The 16954-nt window shown below is 44.9% G+C and carries 16 protein-coding genes; 5 read left to right on the forward strand and 11 right to left on the reverse strand.

Annotated features, from left to right (window positions below):
* Positions 1 to 24: 24 nt before the first annotated feature.
* On the reverse strand, positions 25 to 639 hold the full coding sequence (locus INQ51_RS18515; protein ID WP_233379438.1) for an SIS domain-containing protein: 615 nt from the start codon (positions 637 to 639) through the stop codon (positions 25 to 27).
* Positions 640 to 935: 296 nt separating this feature from the next.
* Between INQ51_RS18515 and sucC the strand changes: the two genes are divergently transcribed.
* The 3 genes from sucC (at position 936) to INQ51_RS18530 (ending at position 3920) form a co-directional block, all read left to right on the forward strand.
* Positions 936 to 2069, forward strand: a complete 1134-nt coding sequence (gene sucC, locus INQ51_RS18520) for an ADP-forming succinate--CoA ligase subunit beta (RefSeq protein WP_233379439.1) — start codon at positions 936 to 938, stop codon at positions 2067 to 2069.
* A 26-nt stretch (positions 2070 to 2095) separates the two neighbouring features.
* Complete coding sequence (gene sucD, locus INQ51_RS18525) at positions 2096 to 2968, forward strand: succinate--CoA ligase subunit alpha (RefSeq protein WP_233379440.1); 873 nt, start codon at positions 2096 to 2098, stop codon at positions 2966 to 2968.
* Between the two features lie 121 nt (positions 2969 to 3089).
* A complete protein-coding gene (locus INQ51_RS18530; RefSeq protein ID WP_233379441.1) occupies positions 3090 to 3920 on the forward strand; it encodes a restriction endonuclease in 831 nt (276 codons plus the stop codon).
* Positions 3921 to 3986: 66 nt separating this feature from the next.
* Here the strand turns inward: INQ51_RS18530 and queF are convergent, their stop codons facing one another.
* The 10 genes from queF to INQ51_RS18580 all read right to left on the reverse strand — a co-directional run bounded on the left by queF (position 3987) and on the right by INQ51_RS18580 (position 14203).
* Positions 3987 to 4457: a preQ(1) synthase gene (gene queF, locus INQ51_RS18535; RefSeq protein WP_233379442.1), complete on the reverse strand. Its 471-nt coding sequence runs from the start codon at positions 4455 to 4457 to the stop codon at positions 3987 to 3989.
* Positions 4454 to 5113: a 7-cyano-7-deazaguanine synthase QueC gene (gene queC, locus INQ51_RS18540; RefSeq protein ID WP_233379443.1), complete on the reverse strand. Its 660-nt coding sequence runs from the start codon at positions 5111 to 5113 to the stop codon at positions 4454 to 4456. The genes queF and queC overlap by 4 nt, the downstream gene beginning before the upstream one ends.
* A gap of 1 nt (position 5114) precedes the next feature.
* On the reverse strand, positions 5115 to 5795 hold the full coding sequence (locus INQ51_RS18545) for a queuosine precursor transporter (RefSeq protein ID WP_233379444.1): 681 nt from the start codon (positions 5793 to 5795) through the stop codon (positions 5115 to 5117).
* Between the two features lie 97 nt (positions 5796 to 5892).
* Complete coding sequence (arsC, locus tag INQ51_RS18550) at positions 5893 to 6249, reverse strand: arsenate reductase (glutaredoxin) (protein WP_233379445.1); 357 nt, start codon at positions 6247 to 6249, stop codon at positions 5893 to 5895.
* Between the two features lie 11 nt (positions 6250 to 6260).
* Complete coding sequence (gene ppk1, locus INQ51_RS18555; protein WP_233379446.1) at positions 6261 to 8351, reverse strand: polyphosphate kinase 1; 2091 nt, start codon at positions 8349 to 8351, stop codon at positions 6261 to 6263.
* A 298-nt stretch (positions 8352 to 8649) separates the two neighbouring features.
* Positions 8650 to 9739 (reverse strand): peptide chain release factor 2 gene (prfB, locus tag INQ51_RS18560; RefSeq protein ID WP_233379447.1). Its coding sequence is split into 2 segments (ribosomal slippage): positions 8650 to 9675 and positions 9677 to 9739, totalling 1089 coding nucleotides; the frame shifts between segments, so codons are not numbered across the junction.
* Positions 9740 to 9900: 161 nt separating this feature from the next.
* Positions 9901 to 10371, reverse strand: a complete 471-nt coding sequence (locus tag INQ51_RS18565; RefSeq protein WP_233379448.1) for a regulatory protein RecX — start codon at positions 10369 to 10371, stop codon at positions 9901 to 9903.
* Positions 10372 to 10454: 83 nt separating this feature from the next.
* Entirely contained in the window at positions 10455 to 11183 is a 729-nt protein-coding gene (locus INQ51_RS18570) for an ABC transporter ATP-binding protein (RefSeq protein WP_119436828.1), read from the reverse strand.
* A gap of 48 nt (positions 11184 to 11231) precedes the next feature.
* Positions 11232 to 12695 (reverse strand): DUF5687 family protein, encoded by a 1464-nt coding sequence (locus INQ51_RS18575; protein ID WP_233379449.1) that lies wholly within the window; start codon positions 12693 to 12695, stop codon positions 11232 to 11234.
* A gap of 68 nt (positions 12696 to 12763) precedes the next feature.
* Positions 12764 to 14203, reverse strand: coding sequence for a gliding motility-associated C-terminal domain-containing protein (locus INQ51_RS18580; RefSeq protein ID WP_233379450.1), 1440 nt, complete (start codon positions 14201 to 14203; stop codon positions 12764 to 12766).
* A gap of 81 nt (positions 14204 to 14284) precedes the next feature.
* Between INQ51_RS18580 and INQ51_RS18585 the strand changes: the two genes are divergently transcribed.
* Entirely contained in the window at positions 14285 to 15295 is a 1011-nt protein-coding gene (locus INQ51_RS18585; RefSeq protein ID WP_233379451.1) for an aspartate-semialdehyde dehydrogenase, read from the forward strand.
* A gap of 110 nt (positions 15296 to 15405) precedes the next feature.
* The gene (locus tag INQ51_RS18590) at positions 15406 to 16953 is read left to right on the forward strand and encodes a bifunctional GNAT family N-acetyltransferase/carbon-nitrogen hydrolase family protein (RefSeq protein ID WP_233379452.1); all 1548 of its coding nucleotides are present in this window, start codon (positions 15406 to 15408) and stop codon (positions 16951 to 16953) included.
* Position 16954 lies beyond the last annotated feature (1 nt).

Genomic DNA, 16954 nt, shown 5'->3' on the forward strand with positions numbered 1-16954 from the left:
ATTTCAGATTGTAGTGGTAAGGTTCTACTTTTTCTCGGTTTTTGCCTGCATCCGCGATTTATCTCCCAGGTAGCCTCCGTGGTGACGCTTGGCATATTCTTCGTTGGTAAAACCGATCTTTTTCATCATCGAAACTACCAGTGCATCACCGATTACGGTCATTACGGTGGTGGAAGTTGTAGGCGATAATCCCAGTAAGCAAACTTCTTTGGGGTTGCCGGTGAAAATGAATGCATCAGCATTTTGCGCCAGTACTCCATCCGGGTTGCTGGAAATAACGATCAGCGGCAAGCCTTCGTGAAGGTTTTCGGCCAGATCAATCAGTTCAATAATTTCGCGGGTTTTGCCCGAGTTGGAAATCACCAGCAACACATCGTTTTCCTGCAATACTCCGAGGTCGCCGTGTTGCGATTCACTTGGGTGAAGAAATACAGCAGGTGTTCCGGTAGAGCTAAATGTGGTGGCATAGTTTAGCGCAATTTGCCCGGCTTTCCCCATTCCGCTGGTAACCAGTTTTCCTTTTTTTTGGTGTACCCGCTCGTAAATCAGTTCAATAGCTGTCAGCATTCCATCGCTAACCGGAATGTTTCGGATGGCTTGCGCTTCATCCTCTATAACCTTTTTGATTAAATCCTTCATAAGAGTAGAAATTGAGGCACAAAACTAACGAAAATTCGGAAGTCAGCCAGCCAGACTCCGCTCTTCCGGAATATTTTTAAAACATGTGATAAAAGTTACACAGGAAATGTGTTATAGGTCATAAAAAAAAGAAAACAATTTGGTCGTTTGAGGGTTAAATAATTGATAAATTTAACGATAATTTTTTCAACCGTAACAGGCCGAAAATGAACGATTACACTGACCTTTAGTAAAAACCGCATCGCGCAGGTTCTTGTGGTTTGCTTTCATAATTCGGCGAAAAACAATTTAAACACATGAAAATTCATGAATATCAAGCCCGAGATTTATTCAGGAAGTACGGGATTCCTGTGCCGGAAGGAGAGTTGTGCCATTCGGTAGATGAAGTAAAAAAGAAAGTTTCGGACAAAGACAAACTGAGGGTTGTTAAAGCCCAGGTATTGGTCGGTGGAAGAGGAAAAGCCGGTGGTGTTAAGCTGGCAACCACCAAAGCCGAAGCAATTGAAAAGGCCAAACTGATACTGGGAATGGATATCAAAGGCATAACGGTTGAAAAAGTACTGGTTGCCGATGCCGTGGATATCGAAAAGGAATTTTATGTTGGCCTGATCAACGACCGGAATGCAAAAGCCGTAACCCTGATGGCCAGTTCTGAAGGGGGAGTGGAAATCGAGGAAGTGGCAAAAACCAATCCCGAGAAGATCATTAAAATGCCGATCGACCCAACCATGGGACTGATGGACTGGCAGGCCCGCAAAGTGGCTTTGCAGCTGTTTAACGATCCGAAACAGGTACGTCAGGCAGCCGAAATCCTGGTGAAGCTTTACAAACTGTATGTTGAAACCGATTCTTCGCTGGCTGAAATCAATCCGTTGGTACTGACTCCGGATAAACAAGTTTTGGCGATCGACGGTAAAATGAATTTTGACGATAATGCCTTGTTCCGTCAAAAAGAAATTATTGCCATGCGTGAGGCCGACGAAAACGAGAAAAAAGAGCTGGAAGCCAACGCAAAAGGACTTTCATATATTAAACTGGATGGCAACATCGGGTGCATGGTGAACGGCGCCGGACTGGCAATGGCTACCATGGATATGATCAAATTGTATGGAGGCGAGCCTGCCAACTTCCTGGATATTGGTGGTTCTTCCAACCCGCAGAAAGTGGTTGATGCCATGAACATTCTGCTGGGAGATAAAAACGTAAAATCGGTGATGATCAATATTTTTGGCGGAATTACCCGTTGCGACGATGTAGCTCGCGGACTGGTTGCTGCACTCGATCAGATAAAAACAGATATTCCGATTGTGATTCGCCTTTCGGGAACCAATGCCAAAGAGGGGCTCGAGATTATTGAAAAAACCGGGTTGCCGGTGGTGAAAACCATGAGCGAAGCAGCTCAGAAAGCGATAGAGCTAAGTCAAAAGTGAAACGTTGAAAGTAAAAAGTTAGAGAAATGAGCATTCTTATAAATAAAGATACCAAAGTAATTGTGCAGGGAATCACCGGACGCGACGGTGCTTTCCATACCAGTAAAATGAAGGCTTACGGTACCAACATTGTTGGTGGAATTTCTCCGGGAAAAGCGGGGCAGCAAGTGGAAGGCATTCCGGTTTTCAATACGGTTGAAGACGCTGTGAAAGCTACCGGGGCCAATGCTTCCGTTATTTTTGTTCCGGCACCTTTTGCCGGTGATGCCATCCTGGAAGCGAGCTATGCCGGAATTGAGCTGGTAGTGTGTATCACTGAGCATGTGCCGGTGCAGGACATGATCCGGGTAATGCCGGTGTTGAAGAAAAACGATACCAAGTTGGTGGGTGCCAACTGTCCGGGATTGATTACGCCGGGCGAGTGTTTGATCGGAATTCTTCCGGGAATGATTTTTAAACCTGGAAATGTTGGTTTGATCTCGCGTTCGGGTACACTTACCTATGAAGTGGTAAACATGTTGACAGAAAATGATCTGGGGCAAACTACCTGTGTGGGAATCGGTGGCGATTCTGTTTCCGGTTTGTATTTTATCGATTTACTGGAGATGTATGAAAATGACCTGAAAACCGATGCGGTGGTTGTAATTGGTGAAATTGGTGGCGATGCCGAAGAGCAGGCAGCCAAGTTCATTAAAGAGAAAATGACCAAGCCGGTGGTTGCTTTTATTGCCGGCCAATCGGCTCCTCCCGGAAAACGGATGGGACATGCCGGGGCAATCATTTCTAGTGGTGCAGGAACCGCAGAAGAGAAGATCAAGGCTTTTAATGCGGCCGGTGTTCCGGTGGCAAAAGAACCTTCAGAAATTCCGGGTTTGATCAAAGAAAAATTAGGACTGTAGAACCTCCCGATTTAGGGAAGAGTAAAAATAATGAACCGGTTGTCAGCTGACAGCCGGTTTTTTTGTTTTATCTGCCCACGATACAAAATATCCTTTAAATTAGGGGCAAAATCAAAAATCCATGAATTTACACGTTACAAAGGGAAACGGAGAAAAAGTGTTGTTTGATGCCGGTAAACTAAAACAGGCACTTCAGTCGTCGGGGGCAGGAAAACAGGAGCAGGAAAGCATTGTCCGGCTGGTCCGGGATGAGTTGTACGACGGGATCCCGACCCGGAAGATCTACCAGTTGGCGTTTAGTCTTTTGAAAAAGGAATCGTATAAAATGGCGGGACGTTACCGTCTGAAAAATGCGATTATGGAGTTGGGACCAACCGGATTTCCTTTTGAAAAATTTGTGGGGCGGGTGCTCGAAACCATGGGATACCAGGTAGAGACCGGCGTGATTGTTAAGGGGAAATGTGTGCAACACGAGGTAGATGTAGTGGCCCGCAAAAACGGCGAAATGCTGATGATCGAATGCAAGTTTCACAGCGACAGCCTGACCAAAAGCGGGGTGCAGGTGCCACTTTACATTCATTCGCGTTTTCTGGATGTGAAAGCTGCCTGGGAAAAGCAATACGGTACCGATCTGCAATACCACGGCGGAGTGGTTACCAACACACGTTTTAGCGAGGATGCCATGAGTTATGGAACCTGTGTGGGACTGTTTATGGTATCGTGGGATTTTCCGCAGGGAGAAGGGTTGAAACAATACATTGATAAGTCGGGGCTGCATCCGCTTACTTCACTGATTTCACTAAGCAAAGCTCAGAAACAGCAATTACTTGAAAAGGGCATTGTTCTTTGCAGCGAGATCACCAATCAGCCTGATTTGCTTCGGGAAATGGGCTTACCGGAAAAGCAAATCAACCGGATTCTTCGCGAAGCCCGTAACCTGATCGCAAAGTAACTTTTCAAATTTGTGCAGTAAAAACGATAGACAGCTTCTTGTTCTTTTAACGCAGAAGCAAACTTTTTAGCGGTTGTCGATCTTTTCCGGATTCATATCGTGATTTTGCATGCGGTACCAGGCCAGTTCTTCGTAACGGGTTCCGGGTTGGCCGTAGTTGCTGTACGGATCAATGCTCAAACCGCCGCGTGGCAGAAATTTTCCCCAAACTTCGATGTACTTCGGTTCCATCAGGCTGATCAAATCTTTCATGATGATGTTGATGCAATCTTCGTGAAACGCGCCGTGGTTGCGAAAACTAAACAGGTAGAGTTTCAGGCTTTTGCTTTCCACCATTTTTTCACCCGGAATGTAGCTGATGTAAATCGTTGCAAAATCGGGCTGCCCGGTTATCGGACAAAGGCTGGTAAATTCGGGTGCGTTGAACTTCACCCAGTAATCGTTCTCCGGATGTTTGTTGTCAAAGGTCTCCAGTACACCGGGTGTGTAATCAAAAAGGTAGTTCGTTTCGTTTCCGAGGTGTTTTAAATCGCTCATGCTTTTTTTGAATTTAGATAATTTTCCAGTCCGCGGTTGCGCAACATGCAGGCCGGGCAATGCCCGCAACCTTTGCCTTTTACGCCGTTGTAGCAGGTTACTGTTTCGTTTTGTACAATTTCCATCACGCCAAGTTCATCCGCCAGTTGCCAGATGGCTGCTTTGTCTTTCCACATCAGGGGAGTGTGAATCGTGTAGTCGTAATCCATCGATAAATTCAGGGTTGAATTCAGCGACAGGATAAAGTCGTTCCGGCAATCGGGGTAACCACTAAAGTCAGCTTGCCCCACACCGGTTACCAAATGATGGATATTGCGGGACTTAGCAAAAATGGCGGCGTAGGTCAAAAACAACATATTTCGTCCTTCCACCAGTGTATTGGGTGGCCGGTCTTCCGGTTTTGCTTCTTCCACTTCCATTTCCTGCGAAGTGAGCGCATTTTGCGTGAGTTGTCCCAACAGGTCCATTCGGAAAACACTTAGCTGAATTCCTGCTTTTTCTGCAATGCTTTTCGCGGCTTTGAGTTCTATTTTGTGCCGCTGGCCGTAATCAAAAGCAATGGCCTGCACTTCCGAGAAATTTTGCTGAGCCCAATAAAGACAGGTAGTTGAGTCCTGTCCGCCCGAAAAAACAACAAGGGCTTTTTCTGTTATCATTTTAAACCTGTTTTAAGCGGAACGGATTGTACGAAATATTGTAATCGTAGGTGTCGATGCCTTCCAGTTTTTTCACTTTGTTTACGATAACAATGGTCAGCGGAAGCACCAGAATCTCATAAACAGTTTTGATCAGGGCCTGTGTCAGGATCATTGTCAGCATAACACTCACAGGAAATACTCCGGCAAAGGCAACGGTGATGAAGATGAGTGAATCGGCTCCTTCACCGGCCAGCGTTGATACAATGGCCCGCAACGAAAAGTTCTTGCCGCGGGTCATGACTTTGAAACGGCTCATTACATAAGCATTCAGAAAAGATCCGAGCAAATAGGCCATTAAACTGGCAGCCACAATACGCGAAGTGCTGCCCAAAGTGGTTGCAAAGGCATCCTGGTTTTGCCAGAACGGAGCGGCAGGCGCTGCAATGGCCAGAGTAATAAACAAAGCCGCGAGAATGTTTACGCCAAAACCAGCCCAGATAATCAGACGGGCTTTTTGGTAGCCCCACACTTCGGCAATTACGTCGTTAATAATGTACGCCAGCGGAAAGATCAAAACTCCGGCAGGAGCCGACCACGGTCCGATCATCATAATTTTTGTTGCAAGAATGTTGGAGAGGATGAGGCAGGCTGCAAAAACAATACCCGCCAGCATGAAAGTTACTGATACAGTTGTTCTCATTTACTTGTTTTTAACGTGGTTATCAAGCACACGTGGTTAATACGGCTGCAAATATACAAAGATTTTGTAAGTTGCAAGCGAAGTATGTGTCCGGGAATCAGTGTCTTATGTTTAGCTGCAGGATTTGGTCGATGTTCTCCGGTGGATTTCCCAAAACAGCTTTATCTCCGTTCACTACTATGGGGCGGTGCAGCAGTTTAGGATTTTGAACCAGTATTTTTATCCACTCTTCGTCACTCAAAACTTTTCCTTTGTAGAGGTCTTTGTAGTCCTGCTCGTGTGTGCGAACAAAGTCGAAAGGCTTTTTCCCGGTAAGTGCGATAATTTCTTTCAGTTCTTTTTCGCTGATGCCTTCTTCCAGGTATTTAACTACTTCAAACTGGCAGCCTTTGTTTTCGAGGTATTGGAGTCCGTTGCGGCTTTTTGAACAACGGGGATTGTGGTATATCTTCATTTAAACGAATTTTATTCTGTTGTATTAATGGTCTCTTCCTGTGCCGAATGAGTGATCGATTTAATATAATGATAGTAATCTTCCTGCGCCCTGAATTTTTTGTCAAGTCCGTCTTCCGAGTATTGATTGGAGAGATCGGGATCCAGAACGCGCGCTTTGGAATTGTCGCGTAACTGGATGAGCAACATCTCTTTCAGCTCTGCTTTAATGGACGCATCATAAATCGGACACGCTACCTCAATTCGGCGGTTGAGGTTACGGGGCATCCAGTCGGCAGAGGAAATGTACATTTTTTCCGCACCGCCCGCGCCAAACAGAAAAATGCGCGAATGTTCGAGGTATTTATCTACAATGCTGATGGCCGTGATGTTGTGGCTAAGCCCGTTCTCCCCGGTTTTTAACCCGAAGATTCCTCTCACGATCAATTGTATTTCTACCCCGGCTTTTGCGGCGTCGTACAGTTTTATCATCATGCCTGGGTCGATGAGGCTGTTCATTTTCAGAATCATCCAGGCAGGTTTTCCCTGCTTGGCCAGTTTAATTTCCTGGTCGATGTGTTTTTCAAAGTATTTGCGCATGGCAAACGGACTAACCACCAAGTGTTCGTAGTTGTAGTGGAGGTAGTTTTGTTTGAAAAATTCGAATACCTTTTGCACCTCGTCGGCCAGTCGCGGATCGGCAGTCAGCAGACCTTCATCGGCATACACCCTGGCTGTGCCTTCGTGAAAATTACCCGTTCCGATGTAGGCGTAGTTACGCACTCCTCCGTTTTCTTTGCGTTGTACCCAGGCGAGTTTGCTGTGTACTTTCATTCCGGGAACACCGTTGATTACATTGGCGCCTTCTTCCTGTAATTTGTTCGACCAGAATATGTTGGCTTCTTCGTCGAAGCGGGCCTGCAATTCAATTACCACGGTTACAATCTTCCCGTTTCTTACCGCATTCAGCAAGGCATTCATCACTTTCGAATCGCTGGCTACCCGGTAAATCGTCAGTCCGATTTCCTTTACCTGCGGATCGATGGCCGCTTCGCGCAGAAAATCAATAAAGTGGTTAAAGGTCTGATAAGGATAATGCAACATAATATCCTGCTGCCTCAATACCTTTAAAACGCTGGTAAACGGCGGCAGGTCTTTGTGGCGCGAAGGTGGCAGGTTGGTATAATAATGATGCTTTTTCCCTATCTCCGGGAAATTCATAAAGTCTTTCTGGTTGTGGTACCTGCCTCCCGGAACTGCGTCGCTTCCTTCTGCCAGTTTCATTCTTTTGAGCAAAAACTGAAGCAGGTCGTCGGGCATGTTGCGGTCGTAAATCAAACGAACAGGCTTGCCTTTTTTGCGCTTTTTGAGGCTCTGGCTCATTTTTTCGATAAAGCTTTTCGAAATATCATCGTCAAGATCGAGCTCTGCGTCGCGTGTAATTTTTATGGTGTAGGCATCGTATTGGTCGTGGTCGAAATAAAAGAAGATATCCTCCATACAGAAACGGATGATGTCGTCGAGTATCATCACAAACTGTTTCCCGTCTTCTTCGGGCAAAACTAAAAAACGGGGTACCGAGCGTCCCGGAATTCGTATCAACGAATACAGTACTTCCTTTGGATTGTTTTTTTGCGAGAGTTTAACGGCCAGGTAAACCGAGCGGTCGCGCAAATAAGGAAACTTGTTTTTACCCAACATGATCGGAACCAGGTTGGGCAATACCTTGTCGTAAAAATACGACTTGACAAACTTGCCCTGCTTTTCTGTTAACTGGGCTTCGTTGATCATGAAAATATTATTGTCCTCCAGCTCCTCCAGAATGTCGTTGTAAATCACATCCAGCTTGCGTTGTTGCTGGTGAACAATGTTCTGAATTTTGTTGTGAAGTTCGTTGGGAGTCATATCTCCCAACAGGTTTTCTTCGTCTTTCCCCAGCGATACCATGCGGCGTACCGTTGCTACACGCACCCTGAAAAACTCATCGAGGTTGTTGGAAAAAATACCTATAAAGCGGATCCTTTCGAATAAGGGAGTTTCGGGGTCTTCCGCTTCCTGAAGTACCCTTTCGTTAAACGACAGCCAACTGATTTCCCTGTTTATGAATTTTTCGTTTGAATACATGTGCGCGGTATTTGCATGTTTAAACAACCAGAACACTGACAGCCCCAAGATGCCAAAAGCCCCTGATATTTCCAAGAGGAAAAGCTGTTTTTAATCAAATAATTCGTCGTGGCTTGCCACGGGGATTCCTTAATATTCTCCCCTGAGTTTCAGGGGAGATGTCATCTGTCAACAGGCGGATGACAGAGGGGTGAAATAAAGAAAATTCGGTTTTTCGGCTTTTTTGCTGAAATAAAGTTGGCGTAATATCCCGTGACAGAGCCACGAAGATAGTCAACTCTAAGAATTTTCTTTAATGCTATTCTCCGCCGAATTCCATCAGGTAGGCTTTGATGAATCCATCAAGGTCACCGTCGAGCACTGCATTCACGTTCCCCGTTTCGTAACCGGTGCGTAAATCCTTCACCATTTTGTAGGGTTGCAACACATACGAGCGAATCTGAGAACCCCATTCGATCTTCTTTTTCTGAGATTCTATTTCAGCCGTTTTTTCACGCCGTTTGCGCAGCTCCAGCTCGTACAGTTGTGATTTTAGCAAACGCAAGGCATTTTCCTTATTGCCCAGTTGCGACCGGCTTTCCGTATTTTCAATGGTAATGCCGGTAGGAGCATGCCGCAACCTTACCCCGGTTTCTACCTTGTTTACATTTTGTCCGCCCGCACCGCCACTTCTGAACGTGTCCCAGCTAATGTCGGCAGGATTGATTTCAATTTCAATCGAGTCGTCGACAAGCGGAGCAACATATACCGAGGTAAACGAAGTCATGCGTTTGTTTTGCGCATTGAAAGGCGACAGGCGTACCAAGCGGTGCACCCCGTTTTCGCTTTTCAGGTAACCGTAGGCAAATTCTCCTTCAATTTCTATGGTACAGCTTTTTACCCCAACTTCGTCGCCCTGCTGCATATCGGCTATTTTCATTTTGTAGCCGTTTTTTTCGATCCAGCGGGTATACATCCGGAAGAGCATGTCTGCCCAGTCGTTGCTTTCAGTACCTCCGGCCCCTGCATTAATACGGAGTACCGCGCCAAGGTGGTCTTCTTCGTTGCGAAGCATGTTCTTGGCTTCCAACTCTTCAATCAGGGTTAGTGTTTCTTTGTACGAACTTTCCACTTCTTCTTCCGAAGCTTCTTCCATTTCAAAGAATTCGTACAACACCAGGAAATCTTCGGCAGCCTGGTTTACTTTCAGAAAGCCATCGGTCCACGTTTTGATGGCGCGAATCGTTTTCATTTGGGCTTCCGCTTCTTTGGGGTTGTTCCAAAAATCGGGGTCTTGTGTTTTGAGTTCTTCTTCTTCTAATTCGATCAACTTTGCATCGTAGTCAAAGATGCCTCCTCAGCGCATCCCGGCGCTCAACAAGGTCTTTTACCTGTTCCTTTAAAATCATTATTTATTGCTTTTTATGATGGTTTGCAAAGGTAGCAGGAAATGTTGAATGATGAACATTGATTGGAGATTAACGATTTTCGATGTAAAATTCTGCCATCAAAAATCATTAATCGAAATTCATAGATCAGTTTGAGGTAGTCGCAATATTTATTAGGCTAACTATTCCAATACCTCATTCAAATGACGGTGAATCAGCTCCGGTTCAAAACCCCGGCTTTGCGTATAGCGGATAACCTGTCCCATTTTTTCAAAGCGGCTTTTCTTTTTGAGGGTTTTGGCCTTGGCCTTCATGGTTTTGATCAAAAGCGTTTTGTATTTCTCCTCGTCAATGTTTTCAAGCCCCCTTTGAATCACTTCGTCTGAAAGTCCTTTGGCAAGCAGGTAGTGCCGCATTTTCACTTTGCCCCACTTGTTGATTTTGAACTTGTCGTTTACATAAGCACGAACATATCTTTCGTCGTCGATGAACTTTTCTTCAATCAGTTTGGAGATGATTTCATCCACAATCTCATCCACAATTTCGTAGGCCATTATTTTTTTGCGGATATCGGCCGAACATTGTTCCGATCGGCTGCACAGCTGTGCCATTTTGGAATAGGCCTGCTTAATATTCTGTTCGTGACTTTCCATTTCGGGTAAATTTCTGCTAAAATTACAGAAAAAACCATCTGCAACCTAGCGTTTTTTATTGATTGAAAGGGGGTTGTGTTATTTTATAGCTCGTCGATAAAAGAAGTTTCCTTTTTTACCCCGGTAAAGAATTCTTCTAGCTCGGCCAAAGTTGATTCGGTCTTCTGTACGTCGCGAACTATTTCTCCTTTTTCAAGGATCACAATTCGGGAGCAAACATCCGCAACATGGTCCAGGTCGTGGCTCGAAATCAGAATCGTTTTATCTTTTTGCTTTCCAATTTCCTTGATCATGTTTCGCAACTGGTATTGCGACGAAGGATCGAGGTTGGCAAATGGCTCGTCAAGAATAATTACTTCCGGATTTCCCATAAAAGCGCCAACAACACCCACTTTCTTCTGGTTTCCTTTTGACAGGTCGCGGATGTATTTCTTTTTACCCACAATTTCGTCTTTAAAGAAATCGGCAAATTTTTCAAGAAAGGCTTTTACGTCTGTTGTATTGAGGTTGCGCAATTCGCCAATGAAGTTAAAATACTCGTCGGGTGTAAGGTAACCGATGGTAAAGGATTCGTCGATATAGGCTGAAACCTGTTCTTTCCAGTCCTCCGATTTGGCCACGGGAATTTCGTTGATGATCACTTTGCCGCGGGTTGCCCGAATAAGGTCGAGCAGCAGTGAAAAAAAAGTGGTCTTTCCTGCTCCATTGTTGCCTACCAGTCCGAAAACTTCGCCTTTTTCGATGCTTAGTTCCGGTAAATTTAGTACGGTGGTACCGTTGTATTCTTTTTGTAGATTAATAGCTTGTATCATGTTGTATATTTTTCAATTTCTATTTTTTCATTCTGAATTTCTCACTGCTTATGTGGCTTTATAGCCTGCAATCATTTTGTATTTGCGTTTGAGGTATTGCCCGGTAAAATAATCGATCAGTTTGGGATGCAGAATGATCCCGATCAGGCCAAGTGCCCCGAAAATAATATAAGCAGCAATGTTGCCGAAAGCCCAGGAAATCAGCCCGAAAATAGCCAAAGGGCCAAAGAGGATCGGGAAGGTCATCAGCCATTGGGTTGCACCCACGCCCTGGTAATTGAACGCGGCCCGCTGGTTAAGTTCGATAGCTTTGCGGCTGTTGAGCCCGAGTGCGAAAATAACCCACGAATTTACTCCAACATTGTAAAGCATTACCACAAAGTGTACATATAAAACTTTGGGTGTAATGTACATGTAACCAAGCGACAGGAGGTAGAAAACGATGTTGGTCGCGGCCATTAGGAAAAAGGCCGATTGCAGCACTTGTTTCATTTTTACGTTTTGTGCCATTAGCAGTGGGTAGTATTTACCATGCCACGCCGGGAAAAACTGGCCGTACATCATGCTGAAAATCCCGGTCATAAACATTCCGCCAAGAACCAAAATAAACTCCGGTCCGTCAGGTTTATAATCGCGGTAAATCAGTAGTCCGTAAAACATAAAGAGCAGCGACATTACGGCCGAACTTTTTGAACGCTTGTTGCGCAGGATCATTTTAACTTCGAGCGACAACATTTGTCCGTAACTACCCACATTGTTCAGCCACGAGAAGTCGTGTGCCTTGCCTTCTTTTTTCTTTTGCGAAAGCTCGTCGAGGTAGAACCGGTTATTGATATAATTTTGATTCAGCAGATAAAGGGCCGCAATCAACAAAGGGAAGATGAGTGCTGCCGGAGGATTGGCGATTATAAAATCGAATATTTTTCCGAAAGCCTCGTTGATATTCACAAGGCCGAAATACTGCAAAGCAGCAATTCCAGCGGCTGTCGCAAGAAATCCGTAAAACAAAACATCTGATTCGTTGGTGCGCCACTTGATGTAAATGGCCAGAAAATGGTTTACAAAAATCATCAGTACAAGCGATCCCAGCCAGGCTGCCAAAACAGGGGCTGCCAGTTCATTCACGGCAATTTTAAAGGTAAACGGCAAAAGCAAAAACAAAGGCAGAACATTAAAAAAATGCAGCAACGATTTGTTCAGCATATAACGGGCAATCCTTTTTCGTTTTACCGGAATGATCATAAACGGCTGAAATCCAAAGGTAGGCAGGTTTTGCACCATGATGCGCATTACGAGATCAAAACCGGCGTATATAAAAATCAGGGCATTAAAAGCTTTCATTTTATCCGGAACATTTGCCATGTTTCCAGCCAGTTGAAAGCCCATTACGGTTCCGATCAGTGAAAAATACAGGGCCAGGAAAATAAGCACTCCCTTGGTAGCCATGTTTTTGTTTTTCGAGGCCGACCGTATAAATTCCCGCCAGGCAAAGTAGAAGAAATTACGTTTCATATTTTTGTTGAGACTATTGAGATTTGGTTTTTATTGTTTGTAATAAGGTAAGAGCTAAAATTACATTTTTATTTCAGACTATTTGTTAAAACTACACCGTCCTTGTAGCGGGTAATATTTCCGCTGAGGTCGTACAGCTCAACCAAAACAACATACACACCCAGTTTTTGGATCTGTGCGTTTTCATCGGTTCCATCCCACACAAGTGTCTCATCGGTACCTAAAACGCTGTTTTGCGCCAGCTGTGTTATGGGGCGCCCTGCTGCATCAAAGATGCTGACATTGCACAGGTAACCGGGTTTGTCGAGTTGAAAACGAATCAAATATTCATCGTTATAGCCGTCACCATTAGGAGAGAAAGATTCCGGCTCGAAACTTATGTTGTTATTTTCTGCAAGGCCATCTCCCGCCTGCGAGTTTTGATAACCGGGTGTTCCGTAACCGGACAAGGAAGAGGCAGAGTGCCAGTTTGTCGCTTCGTTAGTGTGGGTTGTAAAAGAAATCCGTTCAAGCGAAATTCCTTCGCGGTCGTGAAAAACGGGGAGATGCAAATCTTCGGTGTAAAATAACTCATCGATTACTTCCAGTTCGTTATTGAGCAAAACCACGTAATCTTCATCGTTATTAAACGAAGGGAATTTCTCCATTTGCAGGAAACAGCCGGGGCATTCGAGGGTAAACCACGGAAAAACGCCGTTGGTATCTTTGGTAAGAGCGAGGTAGCTGTTGGGTTCAAAGTTCAGTTTTTCTGTGGTGAGCGCATAAATCTGGGTGAGCTGCAATTCTTTGTCGCGCGAAGCCAGGTAAAGTTTATTCAGCGGAATTTGCTTTTCGGAGTGGTTGTAAATTTCCACAAAATCTTCTCCATCCGGAACGGGGTTAAAAAGCACCTCACTGATCAGCACATCGCCGGGCTCGATAAACACCGGATTCCTTTCTTCACCACTTACCACAACTTCATCCAAAATCACCTTATCCGATGCATAATGGTTGTTCATTTGCACTACGATCTGGAGTTTTTCCCCGTTCAGATTTGTCTGTCGGGCGGTGTCGAGTTCCCAGTTCCCATAATTTTCTCCTTTGCTTTTAAAAGGAAGTACGGGGCCGTTGTCGACACAATAGAAGGCTTTCAGAAATTTGGTTTCCGGATTGTCGCCGCTGCCTGTTTCGCTGGCAATGAGCTGGATACTTATGTTTTTGTAATCCGAAATATCGATTTCTTCTGATCGCCAAACGACTGCGCAATTGACGTCGCGGCATTCAAATCTTCCGCCCGAAGTGGATACTGTTTTGGCGTAATCATCAGCGTTTGAAAGCAAAACATTTTCATATTCAAGTGCCCAGGATGTGATGCCTTCAAAATCGGTAAGAACGGTGCTTCCGTCGCCCGAACCCCAAATGCCTTTTCCCGGGACCAAGAAATGCTCGCTCCATATTTCCTGGGAGTGCCCCGGCAGGCTATAAAAGACTAGGAGGAATGTTAATATTTTTGGAAGATTGGGCCTCATAACATTACAATTATTTGCAAAATACTAACTTTGGCCCACTTAATTGATAGCAAGGACTTTAATTTACTAAAAGATTCAAACATGAGAGTTGCAGTTGTTGGCGTGAGCGGTGCCGTAGGACAGGAGTTCCTGAAAGTGCTCGCAGAAAGGAATTTTCCGATGGACGAGTTGGTGATTTTTGGCTCGGCAAGGAGTGCCGGCCGTACCTATGAATTCAAGGGTAAACAGCTAACCGTGAAGGAACTCAAACATGGCGACGATTTTAAAGATATAGATATTGCATTGACTTCGGCCGGTGCAGGTATTTCAAAAGAATATGCTGAAACCATTACCAAACACGGAGCTATCATGATCGATAACTCGAGTGCGTTTCGTTACGACGATGACGTGCCGTTGGTAGTACCCGAAGTAAATGCTGAGGATTGCCTGAATCGTCCGAGAAACATTATTGCCAATCCAAACTGTTCTACTATTCAGATGGTAGTAGCGCTGAAGCCGATTGAAGATCTTTCTCCGATCAAAAGCATTCATGTGGCTACTTATCAGGCGGCGAGCGGTGCAGGTGCACAGGGAATTGCAGAGTTGGAAAACCAGGTGAAAGAAGTTGCCGGTGGGGAAGAACCAACCATCAGCAAATTTCCGTACCAGTTGGCAATGAATATTATCCCGCACATCGATGTTTTTCTGGAGAACGATTATACCAAGGAAGAGATGAAGATGAACTGGGAAACCAAAAAAATTATGCATACTGAAGCCGAAGTAAGTGCAACTTGTGTGCGTATTCCGGTGGCCCGCGCGCATTCAGAAGCCATTTGGGTGGAAACCGAGAAACCACTTTCAGTAGAAGAAGTGAAAGCTGCTTTTGAAAATTTTGAAGGCTTGACAGTGGTGGATAATCCTGCGGAAAAGCAATATCCGATGCCTTTGTTTGTTTCGGGTAAAGACGATGTTTATGTGGGTCGAATTCGCAAAGACGTTGCCAATCCGAATGGAATCACTTTCTGGTGTGTAGGCGATCAGATTAAGAAAGGTGCCGCTTTAAATGCAGTACAAATTGCAGAGTGGCTGGTAGCCAACGGTGAGGTAAAATAGCCTTTACAAAAAAATAAATATTAAGAAAGTCTGGTAATACCGGACTTTTTTCGTTTTTGGGACTTCGGTTTTTTTAGTAAATTGAGCAGTATCAAAATCACAAACAATTTATGGAGCAAATAGATACCGTTGAGTTGAGGCAGTTGAACCTGGGAGATTACGAAGAACTAAAGAAGTCAATGATCGAAGCTTATGCCAACTGGCCGGGTGCTTATTGGAGCGAACTTCATTTTCAAAAGCTCTTAAAGATCTTTCCTGAAGGCCAGCTGGCTGTTCTTGTAAACGATGTGGTGGTGGGTTGTGCGCTTTCCATCATTGTGAAATACGAATTGTTTGGAGATGATCATACCTACCAGGAAATAACCGGGAGATATACTTTTAATACACATAATCCGAAAGGAAATGTGCTTTACGGAATTGACGTTTTTATTCGTCCCGATTTTCGGGGGCTTCGTATTGGCCGCCGTTTGTACGATGCGCGGAAGGAGCTTTGTGAAACTCTCAATTTAAAAGCCATCGTATTTGGTGGGCGTATTCCGAATTATCATTTGCACGCCAGCGAAGTTACGCCGAAAGAATATATCCAAAAGGTAAAGTTGCGCGAATTGTACGATCCTACTTTAACCTTCCAGCTTTCGAACGACTTCCATGTTAAGAAGGTGCTGAAAGGTTACATGCCCGGTGATAAGGAGTCGAAAGATTATGCTGTTCTGCTTCAGTGGGACAACATTTACTACCAGAAGATTTCGGATAAAGCGGGTGCGCACAAATCGGTTGTTCGGATTGGGCTGATACAATGGCAAATGCGGCTTTACAAAGATATCAATGAGCTTTTTACCCAGGTGGAATATTTTGTGGATGCAGTTTCGAGTTACAAAAGCGACTTTGTTCTTTTTCCGGAGTTTTTCAATGCTCCGCTGATGGCTGATTACAATCATCTAACAGAAGCCGAGGCCATTCGGAAACTGGCAGAATATACCGAAGAGATTAAAGAGCGTTTCTTGAAACTGGCCATTTCATACAATATTAATATTGTAACAGGCAGCATGCCGGCCATGAGGGACGAGAAATTGTACAACGTTGGCTTTTTGTGCCGGAGAAACGGAACGTACGAGACTTACGAGAAAATTCATGTAACACCCGATGAGGCCAAATGGTGGGGCTTGTCGGGAGGAAATACGGTGGAAGTTTTTGAGACAGATTGCGGACCGGTTGGAGTTTTGATTTGTTACGATGTGGAATTTCCGGAGTTGCCAAGAATTCTGGCGCAGCAGGGAATGAATATTTTGTTTGTGCCTTTCCTGACAGATACCCAGAACGGGTACTCGCGGGTTCGTTATTGCGCCCGTGCCCGTGCCATCGAAAATGAATGTTATGTGGCGATCGCCGGTTCTGTCGGCAATTTGCCAAAAGTTGAGAATATGGATATTCAGTTTGCACAGTCGGTGGTGTTTACTCCGAGCGATTTTTCGTTCCCTGCCAACGGAATCAAAGCAGAAGCCACTGCCAATACCGAAATGATACTGGTAGCGGATGCTGATCTTGATCTTCTAAAAGAGCTGCACTCTTTTGGTGCGGTGCGTAATTTAAAAGACAGGAGAACCGACTTGTATTCGGTTTGCCTGAATAAGCAGGGAGATGAAAACTGCCGGGAATAAA

Origin of the sequence: Maribellus sp. CM-23, assembly GCF_021354595.1 — a bacterium.
In the GTDB taxonomy this organism is placed as follows: domain Bacteria; phylum Bacteroidota; class Bacteroidia; order Bacteroidales; family Prolixibacteraceae; genus Draconibacterium.